Origin of the sequence: Variovorax sp. V213 (genome assembly GCF_041154455.1) — a bacterium.
In the GTDB taxonomy this organism is placed as follows: domain Bacteria; phylum Pseudomonadota; class Gammaproteobacteria; order Burkholderiales; family Burkholderiaceae_C; genus Variovorax.
On sequence record NZ_AP028664.1, the window covers coordinates 2,090,817 to 2,106,431 of the forward strand.

15 protein-coding genes and 1 riboswitch are annotated in these 15,615 nt (G+C 67.6%); of the genes, 9 read left to right on the top strand and 6 right to left on the bottom strand.

Translation table 11 applies throughout. The features are described 5' to 3' along the window. Positions 1-49: 49 nt before the first annotated feature. The 4 genes from ACAM55_RS09940 (at position 50) to ACAM55_RS09955 (ending at position 4,920) form a co-directional block, all read left to right on the top strand. A complete protein-coding gene (locus ACAM55_RS09940; RefSeq protein ID WP_369655852.1) occupies positions 50-1,522 on the top strand; it encodes a malonyl-CoA decarboxylase in 1,473 nt (490 codons plus the stop codon). A 79-nt stretch (positions 1,523-1,601) separates the two neighbouring features. Beyond that, positions 1,602-2,594, top strand: coding sequence for a Bug family tripartite tricarboxylate transporter substrate binding protein (locus ACAM55_RS09945; RefSeq protein WP_369655853.1), 993 nt, complete (start codon positions 1,602-1,604; stop codon positions 2,592-2,594). Then, positions 2,594-3,373 (top strand): enoyl-CoA hydratase/isomerase family protein, encoded by a 780-nt coding sequence (locus ACAM55_RS09950; protein WP_369655854.1) that lies wholly within the window; start codon positions 2,594-2,596, stop codon positions 3,371-3,373. The genes ACAM55_RS09945 and ACAM55_RS09950 overlap by 1 nt, the downstream gene beginning before the upstream one ends. An 11-nt stretch (positions 3,374-3,384) precedes the next feature. Next, the gene (locus tag ACAM55_RS09955; RefSeq protein WP_369655855.1) at positions 3,385-4,920 is read left to right on the top strand and encodes a malonyl-CoA synthase; all 1,536 of its coding nucleotides are present in this window, start codon (positions 3,385-3,387) and stop codon (positions 4,918-4,920) included. Positions 4,921-4,974: 54 nt separating this feature from the next. Here ACAM55_RS09955 and ACAM55_RS09960 read toward each other — a convergent pair whose 3' ends face one another. Together ACAM55_RS09960 and ACAM55_RS09965 are read right to left on the bottom strand one after the other, a co-directional pair. Then, positions 4,975-6,030 carry a phenylacetaldoxime dehydratase family protein gene (locus ACAM55_RS09960; RefSeq protein WP_369655856.1) on the bottom strand — a complete coding sequence of 352 codons (1,056 nt, stop codon included), beginning with the start codon at positions 6,028-6,030 and terminating at the stop codon, positions 4,975-4,977. A 17-nt stretch (positions 6,031-6,047) separates the two neighbouring features. After that, positions 6,048-7,097, bottom strand: a complete 1,050-nt coding sequence (locus tag ACAM55_RS09965) for a carbon-nitrogen hydrolase family protein (protein WP_369655857.1) — start codon at positions 7,095-7,097, stop codon at positions 6,048-6,050. A gap of 170 nt (positions 7,098-7,267) precedes the next feature. Here ACAM55_RS09965 and ACAM55_RS09970 point away from each other — a divergent pair, with 170 nt between their 5' ends. Then, on the top strand, positions 7,268-8,230 hold the full coding sequence (locus tag ACAM55_RS09970; RefSeq protein WP_369655858.1) for a helix-turn-helix domain-containing protein: 963 nt from the start codon (positions 7,268-7,270) through the stop codon (positions 8,228-8,230). Between the two features lie 25 nt (positions 8,231-8,255). Here the strand turns inward: ACAM55_RS09970 and ACAM55_RS09975 are convergent, their stop codons facing one another. From ACAM55_RS09975 to ACAM55_RS09990, 4 genes are all read right to left on the bottom strand, one after another. After that, positions 8,256-8,681: a universal stress protein gene (locus ACAM55_RS09975; RefSeq protein ID WP_369655859.1), complete on the bottom strand. Its 426-nt coding sequence runs from the start codon at positions 8,679-8,681 to the stop codon at positions 8,256-8,258. A gap of 70 nt (positions 8,682-8,751) precedes the next feature. After that, positions 8,752-9,573 (bottom strand): sulfite exporter TauE/SafE family protein, encoded by an 822-nt coding sequence (locus ACAM55_RS09980; RefSeq protein WP_369655860.1) that lies wholly within the window; start codon positions 9,571-9,573, stop codon positions 8,752-8,754. Between the two features lie 282 nt (positions 9,574-9,855). Next, positions 9,856-10,194, bottom strand: coding sequence for a cell division protein ZapA (locus ACAM55_RS09985; RefSeq protein WP_369655861.1), 339 nt, complete (start codon positions 10,192-10,194; stop codon positions 9,856-9,858). Then, positions 10,191-10,415 (bottom strand): DUF904 domain-containing protein, encoded by a 225-nt coding sequence (locus ACAM55_RS09990; RefSeq protein ID WP_093023459.1) that lies wholly within the window; start codon positions 10,413-10,415, stop codon positions 10,191-10,193. Before ACAM55_RS09990 ends, ACAM55_RS09985 begins: the two co-directional genes overlap by 4 nt. Before the next feature lie 69 nt (positions 10,416-10,484). Then, a riboswitch (cobalamin riboswitch) is annotated at positions 10,485-10,733 on the top strand. A 92-nt stretch (positions 10,734-10,825) separates the two neighbouring features. Here ACAM55_RS09990 and ACAM55_RS09995 point away from each other — a divergent pair. Genes ACAM55_RS09995 through ACAM55_RS10010 form a run of 4 tightly spaced genes read left to right on the top strand, consistent with a single transcriptional unit; the run spans position 10,826 to position 15,612 of the window. Continuing rightward, complete coding sequence (locus ACAM55_RS09995) at positions 10,826-12,775, top strand: TonB-dependent receptor (RefSeq protein ID WP_369655862.1); 1,950 nt, start codon at positions 10,826-10,828, stop codon at positions 12,773-12,775. Next, the gene (locus ACAM55_RS10000; RefSeq protein WP_369655863.1) at positions 12,760-14,178 is read left to right on the top strand and encodes a cobyrinate a,c-diamide synthase; all 1,419 of its coding nucleotides are present in this window, start codon (positions 12,760-12,762) and stop codon (positions 14,176-14,178) included. The genes ACAM55_RS09995 and ACAM55_RS10000 overlap by 16 nt, the downstream gene beginning before the upstream one ends. Then, positions 14,165-14,746 (top strand): bifunctional adenosylcobinamide kinase/adenosylcobinamide-phosphate guanylyltransferase, encoded by a 582-nt coding sequence (locus ACAM55_RS10005; protein WP_369655864.1) that lies wholly within the window; start codon positions 14,165-14,167, stop codon positions 14,744-14,746. The genes ACAM55_RS10000 and ACAM55_RS10005 overlap by 14 nt, the downstream gene beginning before the upstream one ends. Then, entirely contained in the window at positions 14,743-15,612 is an 870-nt protein-coding gene (locus tag ACAM55_RS10010; protein ID WP_369655865.1) for an ABC transporter substrate-binding protein, read from the top strand. Before ACAM55_RS10005 ends, ACAM55_RS10010 begins: the two co-directional genes overlap by 4 nt. Positions 15,613-15,615 lie beyond the last annotated feature (3 nt).

The window sequence follows — 15,615 nt, forward strand, 5'->3', positions numbered from 1 at the left end:
ACGACATGAAGAAAGACCTCCCCGCACCTCTCAGCATTGGAGTTTGTGGATGAGTGCGACCGAATGGTTCCAGGCGCGATTGCGTTCTGGCGAGAAGTCCGGCGACAAGGTGCCGGTGGCACCCGAGGGCGCCAGCCGAGGCGCGCCCAAGACCGCCGCCAAGCCGAGCCTGCGCTCGACCGCCGAGCGCATGCAGGCCACCCTGCGCAAGGCCGACGAAGCCTTGTCGCCGCGCGCACTGCGCCGCGTGCTCGCCGCCTTGCAGGCCGTGATCGATCCGCGCGTGAGCGAGGTCGAGGGTGGCCGCCGCGCGCATGCCATTGCAACTGCGTATGCCAGCGCCACGCCTGAGGAGCGGCGCGATTATTGGGCGCTGATGAGCGAGCATTTCGCCGCCGATCCGCAAAAGCTCAAGTCCGCGCGCGACCAGCACCAGGCCGCTGTCGGAACGCCCGACGAAGGCCAGGCCGAGCTGCGGCTGCGGCGCGCGCTGGTCTCGCCCCGCATGCGCCTGCTGCAGCGCTTCGCGGTCGAGCCCGAAGGCATGCGCTTCCTGGTCGACCTGCGCGCCGAACTGTTGCCTTTCCTGAAGTCCGACAGAAGGCTGATTGCGCTTGACGCCGAACTGGAACACTTGTTTTCCACCTGGTTCGACGTTGCGTTCCTCGAGCTCCGCCGGATCGACTGGAATTCGCCGGCCTCGCTGATCGAGAAGCTGATCCGCTACGAGGCCGTGCACGACATCAAGAGCTGGACCGACGTGAAGAACCGGCTCGACGACAGCGACCGCCGCTGCTACGGATTCTTCCATCCGAGGCTGCCCAACGAGCCGCTGATCTTCGTCGAGGTGGCGCTGGTCGACCGCATCAGCGAAGGCATCACGCCGCTGCTCGACGAGTCCGCCGTGCCGATCCTGCCGGTCAAGGCCACGACGGCCATCTTCTATTCGATCAGCAACACCCAGAACGGCCTGCGCGGCGTGAGCTTCGGCGATTCGCTCATCAAGCGCGTGGTCGAGACGCTGCAGGACGAGCTGCCGCGGCTCAAGGTCTTTGCCACGCTGTCGCCGATTCCCGGCTTTCGTTCCTGGCTTGCGAAAAACGCCGCGGAGCTGCTGCCGCGCCTCGACGAAAAACGCGAGGCCGAGCTTGGCCGCCTCGTCGGCTCGCTGCCGCCCACCGCCGACCGCCTGCTGGCAGCGGTGGACGGCGCCGCCACCCTCGACGCCAAGTCGCCGCTGCGCCAATGGCTGCTGCAGGCCGCCGCCGAATACCTGGGCCATACGCTGATCGATGGCACGCCGGCCGACCCGGTGGCGCGCTTTCACCTGGGCAACGGCGCGCGCGTGGAGCGGCTCAACTGGGCCGGCGATCCCTCCGCCAAGGGGCAGAAGCAGTCTTACGGACTCATGGTGAATTACCTCTACGATCTGAAGCGGCTCGACAAGCATCGCGCGTGGCTGGCCGAGGGGAAGGTCGCGGTATCGGGAGATGTCGAAAGCCTGTTTTTCAAGAAGGGCTGAGTTCTGAAAGAAAAAGTCCGGCGCCCGAGGTGCCGGCGGCCGCATGGCGCGGCAAATCCACAACGACAGGAGATGACAGATGACTCAGAGTTTTCAACGACGCGACGTGCTGCGCCTGGCCGCAGCCGGTGCCGCCGTTCTGTGCGGTGGCGGCGCGCGTGCGCAGGGGGGTAACTGGCCGACCCGGCCGGTGAACATGATCGTGCCGTTTCCGGCCGGCGGCGGCACCGACGCCTTCGCGCGCCCGCTCTCGGCCCAGTTTGCCAAGGTCGCCGGCCAGACGCTGGTCATCGACAACCGCGGCGGCGCCGGCGGCACGGTGGGGGCCAGCATCGCATCCAAGGCCCAGCCCGACGGCTACACGCTCTTCATGGGCGCGGTGCACCACGCCATCGCACCGTCGATCTACCCCAAGCTCGACTACGACCTCGAGAAGGACTTCGTGCCGTTGATGCTGCTGGCCAACGTGCCGCAGGTGGTGGTGGTCAACCCGCGCCGCGTCACGGCCAACACCTTGCAGGAATTCGTTGCCGCCGCCAAGCGCAACCCCGGCAAGCTCAACTACGGCTCGGCCGGTGCGGGCACTTCGCACCACCTGGCGGGCGAGCTGTTCAAGCTGCAGACCAACACTTTCATCACGCACATTCCGTACCGCGGCGCGGGCCCGGCGCTGTCCGACCTGATCGCCGGCAACGTCGATCTGATGTTCGACGGTCTCGGTTCTTCCGCCCAGCACATCAAGGGCGGGCGCATCAAGGCGCTGATGGTCGCGGGCAGCAAGCGCAACCCGGCGTTCCCCGACGTGCCCTGCGCCGCCGAAGTGGGGCTGCCCGACTACACCGTCACCACCTGGTACGGCCTGTGGGCCCCCAAGGGCACGCCGGCCGACCTGCAGGCGCGCATCGTCGACGACATGAAGAAGGCGCTGGCGAGCGACGAGCTCAAGGCCATCTGGGCCCAGAACGGCTCCGAGATCCCGAACCTCACCATGGCTTCGTACGGCGGCTTCGTCAACTCCGAGATCAAGCGCTGGGCCAAGGTGGTGAAGGCCTCGGGCGCCAAGCTCGAGTGATGGACGAGCGCCACGTTTCACTGCGCCGCGAGGGCGCCGTTGCGTTCGTCACCCTGTCGAATGCGGGGCGCCTCAATGCCATGACGCGTGGCATGTGGCGCGAGCTGCGTGCGGTGTTCGACGGGATCCGCCAGGCGGTTGATACCGAGCTGCGCTGCGTCGTGGTTCGCGGCGAGGGCGGCGCCTTCTGCGCCGGCGGCGACATCTCCGAGTACCCGTCGTTCCGTTTCGACGAAGCCAGCCTGCGCGAATTTCACGAGAACGAAGTCTGGGGCGCACTCCAGGCCATGCTCGATTGCCCGCTGCCCGTGGTCGCGCAGATCGAAGGCGCATGCATGGGCGCCGGCATCGAGATCGCGAGCTGCTGCGACATCCGCCTTGCAGGAGCCTCTGCGAAATTCGGCGCGCCCATCGCGAAGCTCGGCTTTCCGATGGCGCCGCGAGAGGCGGCGCTGGTCCATGGCGCGATTGGCGACGTGCTGGCGCGCGACATGCTGCTGGCCGCCGGCGTGCATGGCGCACAGCGCCTGTACGACGCGGGTTTTCTGCTGCATGTGCTGCCCGACAATGAGGTGGCTGCCGCTGCGCGGGCCCATGCCGCGCGCATCGCGGCCCTGGCGCCGCAGGCCGCGCGCCTGCACAAGCGTACCTTCGCCATGCTGAAAGCCGGCGCGCATTCGACAGAGAACCTGCTCGCAACCGCCTACGACTACGCCGACTCCGCCGAGCACCGCGAAGGCATCGACGCCTTTCTTGCCAAGCGCACACCGAATTTCTGAAGACCTGCCCGATGAAGACGAAAGCCAACCCCAACCTGTTCGCCGCCCTGCGTGCGTCCTTTCCCGCCGACCTCGACAGCATTGCGGTGGAAACCGACAACGCCCTGTTCTATTCGTGGCGCGATCTCGACCGTGCCAGCGCCATGATGGCCAACCTGCTCGGCGCGCTGGGCCTGGAAGAGGGCGCCCGCGTTGCGGTGCAGGTCGAGAAGTCGGTCGAGGCGATGATTCTCTATCTCGCCACGCTGCGCGCGGGCTATGTGTTCCTGCCCCTCAATACCGCCTATCAAAGCGCCGAGATCGAATACTTCATCGGCAACGCCGAACCGGCCGTGGTGGTGTGCACCAGCCGCAATGCCTCGTGGGTCAGGCCCATCGCCAATGCGGCGGGCACGCGGCACGTGTTCACGCTCGACGACGACCGCACCGGCACGCTGCTGGAAGCGGCCGCGCAATGCAGCGACCAGCACGTGATTGCAAAGAGGAAAGCCGACGACCTGGCCGCCATCCTCTACACCAGCGGCACCACCGGCCGCAGCAAGGGCGCGATGCTCACGCATGGCAACCTGCTGTCGAACGCCGAGGTGCTCAAGGATTACTGGGGCTGGACCCAAGGCGACGTGCTGATCCACGCGCTGCCGATCTTTCATGTGCATGGCCTCTTCGTCGCGTTGCACGGTGCACTGCTCAACGGCAGCAAGATGATCTGGTTCTCGAAATTCGATCCGAAGCGCGTGGTCGAGAAGCTGCCGGAAGCCACTGTGTTCATGGGCGTGCCGACGCTCTACGTGCGGCTGCTGGCCGAACCGGGCCTCACGCGCGAAGCGGTGCGCAACATGCGCCTCTTCGTCGCGGGTTCCGCGCCGCTGCTCATCGAAACCTTCGACGAGTGGCGCGAGCGCACCGGCCACACCATTCTCGAGCGCTACGGCATGAGCGAGACGGTGATGCTCACTTCCAACCCCTACAACCCCGCGCAGGGCGAGCGCCGCGGCGGCACCGTGGGCTTCGCACTGCCGGGCGTGCGGCTGCGCGTGCGCGACGACAGCGGCCGTGACTGCACCACCGACGAGATCGGCAACATCCAGGTGAGTGGCCCGAACGTGTTCGTGGGTTACTGGCGCATGCCCGAGAAAACGAAAGAAGAATTCACCGCCGACGGTTTCTTCAAGACCGGCGACGTCGGCAAGATCGACGGCAGCGGCTACATCACCATCGTCGGGCGCAGCAAGGACCTGATCATCAGCGGGGGCTACAACGTCTACCCGGCCGAGATCGAGGGCTATATCAACGAGCTGCCCGGCGTGGCCGAGAGCGCCGTGGTCGGCGTGCCGCACCCCGACTTCGGCGAAGTCGGCGTCGCCATCGTCATTCCCAAGGCGGGCGGGGCGCTCGACGCCGATGCCATTGTTGCGGAGCTCAAGTCGAAGCTCGCGAACTTCAAGATTCCGAAGCGCTGCTTTGTCGTCGGCGAACTGCCGCGCAACGCCATGGGCAAGGTGCAGAAGGCGCTGCTGCGGGATCAGCACAAGAGGCTGTTCGCCTAGGCCCTGCCTTGGCGGCGTCGGCGGGTGGTGGCGCGCACCCGAAGGCGCACAAGGCTACGCCAGCCCGTTCACGAGCCCGCTGCGCGCATGGCAGTTGATGTATTCGTAGCTCTGCTCGTCGGCCTTCAGCACCGACACCTCGTGGTACACCCGCAGCTGAAGCTGGAAGTTCAGCGCCTGCACGTAGCGCATGAAGCTGCCGAAGATCGCCACGTGCGTGGGATGCGATTCGGCCCAGCGTTCCATGTCGGCGAGCGAGCGCCAGAAGCTCAGGCCGAATGATTTCTCCAGCGGCGTACCGTTGGCGTCGAGGTGATGCATGTAGCGGTTGCTGTAGCAGCCGATGCCCAGGCCCTGGTCGCGCAGGAAGTCCATGCCCTCGCGCAGCACGGGTTCCATTTCGCCGAGATAGAGCGAGCGTTCCTGGCCCGTGGTGTCGGCCCACTCCTGGCCGGAGCGGATCATCGCGATGTTCTCGTGGCCCGCCACGCGCACGCGCTGCCCCGGTGCGGGAGCGCCGGCGATGATGGCGCGCGAGCCCGAAGGCGCCATGGCATCGGTCTGCGACAACGGGATGCGGTCGCGCATCGAACCCCAGTAGCCATGCTCCTGCAGCTCGCCGCTCACGCCGCCCATCACCACGCCGACGCCTTCGAGGCGGTCCGGCGTGTTGAACATGGTCTCGAAGTGCTCGGCACGCGGCGAAACGATTTCGCGGAAATAGCCGAGGCCATCCGCCAGCCGCTCGTCGGAGCGCCACCAGGCATCGATGCCGGGCGCCCTGCACCAGCGAGCGTGCGCGGCAGGGTCGTCCCAGTAGGCGATGGCGATCATGTTGTCGTAGCCGTCGGCGTCGACATGGTGCGCGAAGTCGTGGTGGCCGGGGCCGTCGGGCAGGGCGAAGCCGGCTGCGATCTTCATCAGCGCCGCGCACGCGCGGCCCCGCGTTTCGGCCCCGCGCGACTGCACGCCGAAATAGCCCATCACGACCTGCCTGACCGCGGCCGGCGCGCGTGCCGACCAGACGGGATAGGGCGGCGCATAGTCGTCCTCCACGCGGCGGTGGCGCGTGCGGGGACACTTCAGGTGCTCGGCAATGGCGGATTCCATGGTGTGGCTCCAGTGCTTCAGGCGGCCAGCGGCTGCTGGCGCGGCGCCGCTGCCGCCTCGGGTGTGGCGACGATGGCTTCGAAGGCACCGCCTTCGACTTCGGGCGCGCGCTGCAGCACCACGGGCTCGCGGCGCGTCTTGTTCAGCAGCAGTTGCGTGACGTCGGGGCGCGAATAGTGGCCGCTTGGGTCGGCCGCCGCCTTGGCGAGCGCGATCATTCCCAGGTCGATGTCGGCGATCACCAGACCTTCCTGGTCTTCGGCCAGCGGCGTGCCGAGCGGCGAGCCGTCGGGTGCGTAGATGCGCGCAAAGCCGCCGCCGACGCGCAGCATCTGCTGCTTGCCCGCATCGGTGCACATCAGGTCGCTCATGGCCTGCGACACCGTGGCGCACGGTGCCACGACGAAGCACTGACCCTCGGCCGCGTACACCTGGCTCGCGGCGTTGTTGAGCTCGGGGCCGAGCGCGTAGGCCGCGCCGCGGTAGAGCGAAAAGCTGGGCCAGGCGCCGCAGTGGATCTGCTCGTTCTGTGCATACATCGCATACTTGCTGAGCGGCTGAAGATGCTCCCAGCAAGAGAGCGATCCGATGTTGCCGATGGGTGTCTCGACCACGGCCAGGTCGCAGCCGTCGCCTTCCCCGAACACGGTGCGCTCCACGTGCGTGGGCTTGAGCTTGCGGCGCGTCTGCACCGTGTTGCCCTGGTCGTCGAACAGCGCCTGCGCAATGTAGAGGCTGCCGGCGGCCTTTTCGCTGTAGCCCAGCGAAACCCAGATCTTCTGCTTGCGCGCGGCTTCCCTGATGCGGTCGAACTCGCCGGAGCCGACGACCAGCGCGTTGTCGTGGTAGCGCTGCACGAACTGCATGCCCCAGGCCGGCGAGTCGAGCCAGATCCACCAGGGATAGCCGGGCACCCAGGTTTCGGGAAAGGCGATGAGCTTCACGCCCTGGCCGGCTGCCTGGGCCATGAGGTCGATGGTCTTGTCGATGGTGCCGTCGAGATCGAGGAATACGGGCGCGGCCTGCACGGCGGCGACGCGGAGCTTGGGATGAACGGTGGCGGGCATGGCGGGTCTCCAGAAACGGGGTGATGAAACAACTTCGCACACCTTGCACCGGGTTTGCGCGGTGGCATGCGGGTTGCTTCAAGCGTAGATTCGCCGCCGCGAAACGCCTTGATCCGAACTTGCGGCGTTCTTGTTCCAGCGTTGCATGCCGACTCCCCCAAGGAACCCCGATGAACCAGTTGCTCAGCACCGACGCGGTCCCGCGCGACCAGCGGCTCCCCTACTGGACCGACATGATCTGCAACGTCTACGTGCAGCTCGGGTGCGACCCGGTGCGCGAACGCGGCGCGGGCAACTTCGAAGGCAGCATCCGCCACCACACCCTGCCGAGCCTGGACGTGTCGGTGGTCAAGTCAGGGCCGCAGAAGGTCATGCGCACGCCGGGGCACATCTCGCGCTCGGGCGACGATTACTTCCTGGTCAGCATCCAGGCGCGCGGGCATGGCGTGGTGCGGCAGGACGGGCGCGATGCCGTGCTGGCGGCGGGCGACTTTGCGCTGTACGACAGCACCCGGCCGTATGAGCTGCTGTTCGACGACACCTTCGAGCAGATCGTGCTCAAGCTCCCCGGAGAACGCCTGCGCAGCGAGCTGCACGACACCGAAGCGTTGACGGCCACCACCGTCTCGGGCCGCGAGGGTGCGGGGCACCTGCTGCTTGGCATGATCCGCACGCTGCGCGAAGACATCGACACGCTGCAACCAGCCTCTGCGCTCGCGGTGGCCAACGGCGTGCAAAGCATTCTGGTTGCGGGTCTGCAGACGCTGCCCGCTGCGCGCTCGCCGGGGCTGAGCAGTCTCACGGCGTACCACCTTGCGCGCGTGAAGCGCCGCATCGACGAGCAACTGGCCGATCCATCACTTTCGGTGGGAAGCCTCGCGGCGGAGTTGGGCGTGTCGGCAAGCCACATCCACCGCATCTTCAAGAGCGAGCCGCTCACGCCTTCGCAATACATCTGGGAGCGGCGGCTCGAAGCCTGCAGCCGCGACCTGCTCGAGCCGCGCCTGGCCGGGCGGCCGGTGGCCGACATTGCCTACGGCCGCGGCTTCAATGACGCAGCGCACTTCAGCCGCGCATTCCGAGAACGCTTCGGCTGCTCGCCGCGCGAGTGGCGGCAGCAGCGCGTTCAATAGAAAGAAGGGGCGGCCCGGCGCTGGCCTACTGCACGAGCAGGACCGTGGTGTCGGTCTCGGAGATCACCTTGGTGGCCACCGAGCCCATCAACGCACGGCCGAAGATGCCGTGGCCATGGGTGCCCAGCACGATGAGTTCGGCGTGTGCCGCCGCGGCCGACTTGAGAATCTCTTCGGCCGCGTGGCCGTGGCGCTTGTCGACCGCGTAGTTGGCTACGCCGTTCTCCGCGAACCGTGCCTTCACGGGCTCGATCACCTTGGCGTTTTCCTCGGCGTAGTAGTCGGCGATCACCTCTTTGCTGAGGTGGCGGGCCACGTGCCCCGAGATGCCGGTGCAGACATGCACGATGGTCAGCTCGTGGCCATCCACGAACATGGCGCGGTTGGCGAGAAGGTAGCTGAGCGCCTTTTGCGTATAGGCGCTGCCATCGACGGCGATGAGGATTTTCATGCGACCGTTATACGGCCGGGGCGCCAGCGTCGCAACGGGTGTCACCCGGGAACCGAGGGGCTTTCAGGCCCTAGCCTTGCAGGCCCTTCCAGAGCATGTAGGCCGCCAGCAGGTACAGGATGCTCGCGAACACGCGCTTGAGTTTCTTCACCGGCAGGTTGTGCGCCGCCTTTGCGCCCAGCGGCGCGGTGAGCACGCTGCACACTGCAATGACCGCGAGCGCGGGCAGCCAGATGTACCCGAACGAGCCGCCCGGCAGGCCCTGCACCGACTGCCCGCTGACCACGTAGCCCAGCACGTTGGCCACCGCGATCGGAAAGCCGAGCGCCGCGCTGGTGGCCACGGCGTTGTGGATGGAAATGTTGCACCAGGTCATGAACGGCACGCTGACGAAGCCGCCGCCCGCGCCGACCAGGCCCGAGATGAAGCCGATGGCGCCGCCCGCCGACAGCTGCCCCGCGGTGCCCGGCATCTGGCGCGTGGGCTTGGGCTTGCGGTCGAGGAACATCTGCGTGGCCGAGAAGCCAACGAACAGGGCGAAGACGATGGCCAGTACGGTGCCCTTGAGCAGCGCGAACACGCCAAGGCTGCCCAGCAGGCTGCCGATGACGATGCCGGGCGCAAGGCGCCGCACGATGTCCCAGCGCACCGCGCCGCGCTTGTGGTGCGCGCGCACGCTGGACACCGAGGTGAAGATGATCGTGGCCATCGAGGTGGCGATCGCCATCTTCACCGCAAGATCGGAAGCAACTCCGCGATGGCCCATGATGATCGTGATGAACGGCACCATGAGCATCCCGCCGCCGATGCCGAGCAGGCCCGCCAGAAAACCGGTGCCCAGGCCGAGCGCGGCCAATTCGGCGATCAGGAGGGGGTCGAGCAGGGAAGTCACGCAGCGGGGCCTTGAAAAAAAGCAACGGCCCCGTGCAGCGCATGCAGGGGCCGTTCGAACAGAAAAAGGTGTCTGCAAGTGGGCGCCGAACCCGCATCCTGAACCAGGGTTCAGGTGGGCGAGGGCAGCAAGACTTCGGGTTCATCTAACGCGAGATGATCACGCCCGTCAAGCGATGTACCAAGCCCGGCTCCGGAGAGCATTGGAACAAGGAAATATTAAGCCCGACGCGCACCGCAGACACTTCGCATTTTACGCCCCCGGCGGACCGGACGCCGCAGCTCAGAGTAAATGATCATCGCCCGCGAGGGCTTGATCGAGTTTCTGGATGAGTTGCGCGGCCTTGGCATCGGCTTCGCCGGCCTCACCCGCGGGAGCCGCAGCAGCAGGTGCGGATGCCGCTGCAGCCGCGGCGGCGGTCTGCTGTGCGGCCAGGTCGAAAGCCAGGTTCAACGAGGCCAGCACTGCGATGCGGTCGCGTGCCTTTACCTTGCCTGCATCGCGGATCTTGCACATGGCCGCGTCCACGCGATCGACGGCTTCGCGCAGCTGCGCCTCGCCGCCATCGGGACAGCCGAGCAGATAGCTCTGGCCCATGATCTGAACTTCGATCTGCTTCATGCGGGGGAATCTTCGGAAGGTGGTTCGGCCGGCAGCCGCTCGAGCAGCGCATCGAGGCGCGTGCGGGCCGCGGCAAGCCGCGACTTGAGTGCGTCGCGCTCGCGCGTGAGCGCTTCGACCTGCTCCTGCAGCAGCGCATTGGTGCGCTGCACCTCTTCATGACGCACGAGCAGGCGTTCCACACGCTCGGCGATCTGGTCGATGGGGCTGGAGGCGGGCATGGTTGGCGATTGTAGTTTCCCGCCGAACAACGGACGGCGCAACTTTTGGCTTACTGCGCCGTCGCAGGCCCTAAAATCCTGCTCGTTGGTGCCTGCGGCGTGGTTCACACGCCGCGGTTCAACGGGAAGCAGGAGTGAACGCCCCCGGGAACGGAACAGGGCCGAAGCCGCCTGCGCTGCCCCCGCAACGGTCAAGCAGTCGACGCCGCAAGCGTCAACCTCATCCATCCAGCCACTGGGTGCCCTGAAACAGGCACCTGGGAAGGCGGTGAGGTCGCACTGCCAGCCCGGATACCGGCCAACGAGGCGGCTGCCGCATGCACGATCGATTTCGATGCACGAGGCAGCCATTGCGCCCAAGCGCTGGCGGGGAGGCCGGCGACGGGCATAGACGTTCGTTCGCTCCATTCATGACTTCCTGTGGTTCCCTTTCCCTCGGCCGTGTTCCCGCGCGCCGTCGCCGCCTTGCCTGCCTGCCGCTGGCGCTGGCGTCCGCTTTCGGCGGCATGGCGCTGCTTCAACTGCCCCTGGCTGTGCATGCGCAGCAAGTCGCAGCCGCCCCTGTGCTCGGCGAAACGGTGGTCACGGCCAACCGCACGCCGCAGCCGCTGTCGGACCTGGTGGGCGACGTGTCGGTCATCGACCGGCAGACCATCGAGCGCAGCGGCGCGGTCGGCGTGGCCGATGTGCTGGCGCGACTGCCGGGCATCGAGATCACGCGCAACGGCGGCGTGGGCAATACCACCAGCCTCTTCATCCGCGGCGCAGAGACGCGCTTCACGGCCGTGTACGTCGATGGCGTGCGCGTCGATTCGCAATCGACCGGTGGCGCCGGGTGGGAGAGCATCCCGCTCTCGCAGATCGATCGCATCGAAGTGCTGCGCGGCCCGGCTGCCGCGGTGTACGGCTCCGACGCCGTGGGCGGCGTGATCCAGCTCTTCACCAAGCGCGGCGAAGAAGGCGTGTCCCCCTATGCGGGCATCGGCTTCGGCAGCCATGGCCTGCGCAAGGCCGAGGCTGGCGTGAGCGGCAAGTCCGGCGCTCTGGACTATTCGCTGGGTGTCGCGCATGAAGAGAGCAGGGGCTTCAACGTGCAGCCTCTGGACAAGCGCACGCCCTCGAGGGACGGTTACACCAGCCCCGACCGCGACGGCTATCGCAGCAATGCCGGCAACCTGCGTCTGGGCTACCAGCTCACCCCCGACCAACGACTCGACGCCACGCTGCTCTACAGCGACATGGAAGCGGGCTACGACGCGCTTGTCAGCTCCAGGACCCGGCCGCCGATCCAGTTCAAGAACGACATCGGCAACAACACGCTGCGCACGGCCGGGCTTTCGTGGTCGGCCAAGTGGAACGACGTCTACAGCACGCGCGTACAGGTCACCGATTCGCAATCGGTCTACAAGACGCAGCCCTCGTTCTATCGCACCGAGACGAACCTTCGCGGCTACCTGTTCCAGAACGAATTCCGCTTTGGCCCGCACCTGGTGACGGCCACGCTCGAACGCCGCGAAGACGCGCTGGAAAATGCGCCGACCCTCTTCAGCGGCCTGCTCGCGAGCAAGCGCTCGCAGGATGCGGTCTCGCTCGGCTACGGCTTCGTGCAGGGCGCGCATTCGCTCCAGCTGCACGTGCGCCGCGACGACGACAGCGAATTCGGCGGCAAGACCACCGGCAGCGCGGCCTACGGCTTCTCGATCACGCCCAGGCTGCGCGCCACCGTGTCGGCCGGAACGTCTTTCCGCGCGCCGACGCTGTACCAGCGCTTCAGCGAATACGGCACGCCTAGCCTCAAGCCCGAGTCGGGCCGCAACGTCGAGCTGGGCCTGCGGTACACCGACGGCGGCACGCATGCGGGCATCGTGGTCTACCAGAACCGCGTCAACAACCTGATCGTGTTCGACGGCTCGGCCACCAACTGCCGCTCCGGCTTCGGCTGCTATGCAAGTACTGCGCGCGCCCGCTACCAGGGCGTGACGCTGTCGGGCGGCCACCGCATCGGCGACGTGACCTTGCGCGCATCGGCCGATTTCCAGGATCCGCGCGACCTGGACACCGACCTCCTGCTGGCGCGCCGCGCCCGCCGCCACGGCACGCTGGGCGCCGACTGGCGCATCGCCGGCTGGACGCTGGGCGCGGAGGTGCAATCGTCGAGCAAGCGCTACGACGACGGGGCCAATACCCGCACCCTGGGCGGCTACACCGTGCTGAACCTGGTGGCCAGCACGCAGATCACGCGCGACATCGGCCTGGTGGCCCGCGTCGACAATGTGGGCGACAAGGACTACACGCTTGCACGCGGCTACGCCACCGGCGGCCGCAACGCTTACATCGGCCTGAAGTGGACACCGCAATAAGCCAACCCGACGCGGACGACGAACAGGCCGCAGGGCACACCTGCGCCGCCGTGCTGGTGGCGGCGCCGGCTTCGGGGCAGGGCAAGACCACCGTGGCGGCCGCCCTGGCGCGGCTGCACACGCGCCAGGGCCGACGCGTGCGGGTCTTCAAGTGCGGGCCCGACTTTCTCGACCCGCACTGGTTGGCGCTTGCGAGTGGTGCGCCGGTGCATTCGCTCGACCTGTGGATGACCGGCGAGGCGGATTGCCGGCGGCGGCTGCATGCGGCGGCCGGCGAGGCCGATTTGCTGATCGTCGAAGGCGTGATGGGCCTGTTCGACGGCAACCCCAGCGCAGCGGACCTGGCCGAGCGCTTCGGTCTGCCCGTACTCGCGGTGATCGATGCCCAAGCCATGGCCGGTACCTTCGGTGCGCTGGCTTATGGACTGCAGAACTTTCGGCCCGCGCTGCCATGGGCCGGCGTGCTGGCCAACCGCGTGGCAAGCGAGCGGCATGCCGGCATGCTCGAAGAAGCCCTGCGCGAACCCGCGCAATGGCTCGGCGCCTTGCCGCGCGGAGCCGATTTCGCGCTGCCCGAGCGGCACCTGGGCCTGGTCGCCGCGCATGAACTCGGCGACGCGATGGCGCGGCTCGATGCGGCCGCCGACGCGATCGCCACAACGCCCCTCGGCCGGCGCGCACTTCAGGAATTGCCGCAGGTCCGCTTCGAGGCGCCCGCGGCCGGGCCGGAGCCACGCATCGCTCCCATGCTCGACGGCCGCACCATCGCCGTCGCGCGCGATGCGGCTTTTGCCTTCATCTATCCCGCCAACCTCGGCGTGCTCGCGGCATTGGGTGCGCGGGTCGTTTTTTTCTCGCCGCTCGCCGGAGATGCGCTGCCCGCATGCGATGCGGTCTGGCTGCCCGGCGGCTATCCCGAGCTGCATGCCAAGGCGCTGTCGGCCCGCGCCGCGCTGCGTGACGCGCTTGCCGCGCACGTCGCGGCGGACAAGCCGGTATGGGCCGAATGCGGCGGCATGATGGCGCTGTTCGAGGAGCTGCAAACAGCCGACGGCGCATCGCACCTGCTCTGGGGCCTGCTGCCGGGCCGCGTGACGATGCAAAAACGGCTGGCTGCACTGGGTCCCCAGCAACTCAGGTTGGGCGCCGACCTGCTGCGCGGACACACCTTCCACTATTCGAGCTGCGAGACACCGCTCATGCCGGCGGCGCTCACTGGCCGGCCCGATGCCGCCGCGGGCGCACGCGGCGGCGAGGCCTTCTACGTGCACGGCCCGGTGCGTGCGAGCTATTTCCACGCGTGGTTTGCTTCCAGTCCCGAAGCCACCGCCAGGCTGTTCAGTGCTGCGCCGATCGAGCTCGACCGCGAAACCCCGGAGGAAAACGCGCATGCCCATGCTTGAGCACGAACTCATCCTTGGCGGCCAGAAGAGCGGCAAGTCGCGGCGTGCCGAACAGCGCGCCGTCGACTGGCTGGCCGAAGCGCCCGCAACGCGGCGCGCCGTGCTCATTGCCACGGGCCAGGCCCACGACGACGAAATGCGTGCGCGCATCGTACGCCACCAGGCCGACCGCGCGCAGCGCGTGCCCGACATGCGCACCGTGGAAGAGCCCATCGAACTGGCGCGCGAAATCGTCACCCAGAGCGCGGCCGACACGCTGGTGGTGATCGACTGCCTCACGCTCTGGCTCACCAATTTGCTGATGCCGCTGCGCTCCGAATCGGCAAGGCCGATCACGCGCACGCCGGCGACGCATGTCGCCATGCTGCTGGTCGCACTGCGCGAAGCACGCGGACCGGTGGTCCTGGTCGGCAACGAGATCGGCCTGGGCGTGATTCCGCTTGGCGGCGAAACGCGGGCCTTCGTCGACGCGCTGGGCCGGCTGAACCAGGACGTGGCGGCCGCGTGCGCCCGGGTCACGCTGATGGTGGCCGGATTGCCGCTGACCTTGAAGGCGCCTGCCGCATGACAAGAAACTGGATTCGCTCTTTCTCGCTTGCCATCGGCCTGGGCGTTTTCGGGCTGGCTGCGCACGCCCTCGATGTGGTCGACGAGCGCGGCGTGACGGTCAGCTTGCCGCAGCCGCCGCAGCGCATCGTCACGCTGCTGCCGTCATTGACCGAAGGGGTCTGCGCGCTGGGTGCGTGTTCCCGGCTGGTGGGCGTCGACAACTATTCCAACTCGCCGAACGAAGTGCTTGCCTTGCCTCGACTGGGCGGCGGCCTCGATCCCAACGTCGAAGCCATCGTCGCGCTGCGGCCCGATGCGGTGCTGCTTGCCAAGTCGTCGCGCGTGACGCAGCGGCTCGAGGCACTGGGCCTCAAGGTGCTGGTGCTCGAACCCAAGAGCCATGCCGACGTGCGGCGCGTGCTCGACAAGCTCGACCAGGTGCTCGGCACCCACGAGGCGGCGAACATCTGGCGCGCGATCGATGCCAGCGTGTCGGCCGCGGCACAGGCGCTGCCGGCCGGCGCGAAGGGCCAGCGCGTCTACTTCGAGGTCAACAGCGCGCCGTATGCGGCCGGCGAGTCCTCGTTCATCGGCGAGACGCTCACGCGGCTGGGCATGAAGAACATCGTGCCGGCTTCGCTCGGACCCTTTCCCAAGCTCAATCCCGAATACGTGGTGCGCGCCAATCCCGATCTCATCATGGTCAGCGTCCGCAGCGCGGCGGGCATGGAGCAGCGCCCGGGCTGGAGCGGAATACGCGCGGTGCGCGAAGGGCGCATCTGCCGCTTCGATGCCGCAGAGGCCGACGTGCTCGTGCGCCCCGGCCCGCGCATGGACGAGGCCGCAAGGCTCATGGCCCGTTGCATCGCGGAGAAGGCCGGTTGAGCC

Bases quoted from the DNA above. Each gene is read 5' to 3' on its own strand.
- ACAM55_RS09940 (WP_369655852.1), top strand. From the start codon at position 50: ATGAGTGCGACCGAATGGTTCCAGGCGCGATTGCGTTCTGGCGAGAAG.
- ACAM55_RS09945 (WP_369655853.1), top strand. From the start codon at position 1,602: ATGACTCAGAGTTTTCAACGACGCGACGTGCTGCGCCTGGCCGCAGCC.
- ACAM55_RS09950 (WP_369655854.1), top strand. From the start codon at position 2,594: ATGGACGAGCGCCACGTTTCACTGCGCCGCGAGGGCGCCGTTGCGTTC.
- ACAM55_RS09955 (WP_369655855.1), top strand. From the start codon at position 3,385: ATGAAGACGAAAGCCAACCCCAACCTGTTCGCCGCCCTGCGTGCGTCC.
- ACAM55_RS09960 (WP_369655856.1), bottom strand. From the start codon at position 6,030: ATGGAATCCGCCATTGCCGAGCACCTGAAGTGTCCCCGCACGCGCCAC.
- ACAM55_RS09965 (WP_369655857.1), bottom strand. From the start codon at position 7,097: ATGCCCGCCACCGTTCATCCCAAGCTCCGCGTCGCCGCCGTGCAGGCC.
- ACAM55_RS09970 (WP_369655858.1), top strand. From the start codon at position 7,268: ATGAACCAGTTGCTCAGCACCGACGCGGTCCCGCGCGACCAGCGGCTC.
- ACAM55_RS09975 (WP_369655859.1), bottom strand. From the start codon at position 8,681: ATGAAAATCCTCATCGCCGTCGATGGCAGCGCCTATACGCAAAAGGCG.
- ACAM55_RS09985 (WP_369655861.1), bottom strand. From the start codon at position 10,194: ATGAAGCAGATCGAAGTTCAGATCATGGGCCAGAGCTATCTGCTCGGC.
- ACAM55_RS09990 (WP_093023459.1), bottom strand. From the start codon at position 10,415: ATGCCCGCCTCCAGCCCCATCGACCAGATCGCCGAGCGTGTGGAACGC.
- ACAM55_RS09995 (WP_369655862.1), top strand. From the start codon at position 10,826: ATGACTTCCTGTGGTTCCCTTTCCCTCGGCCGTGTTCCCGCGCGCCGT.
- ACAM55_RS10005 (WP_369655864.1), top strand. From the start codon at position 14,165: ATGCCCATGCTTGAGCACGAACTCATCCTTGGCGGCCAGAAGAGCGGC.
- ACAM55_RS10010 (WP_369655865.1), top strand. From the start codon at position 14,743: ATGACAAGAAACTGGATTCGCTCTTTCTCGCTTGCCATCGGCCTGGGC.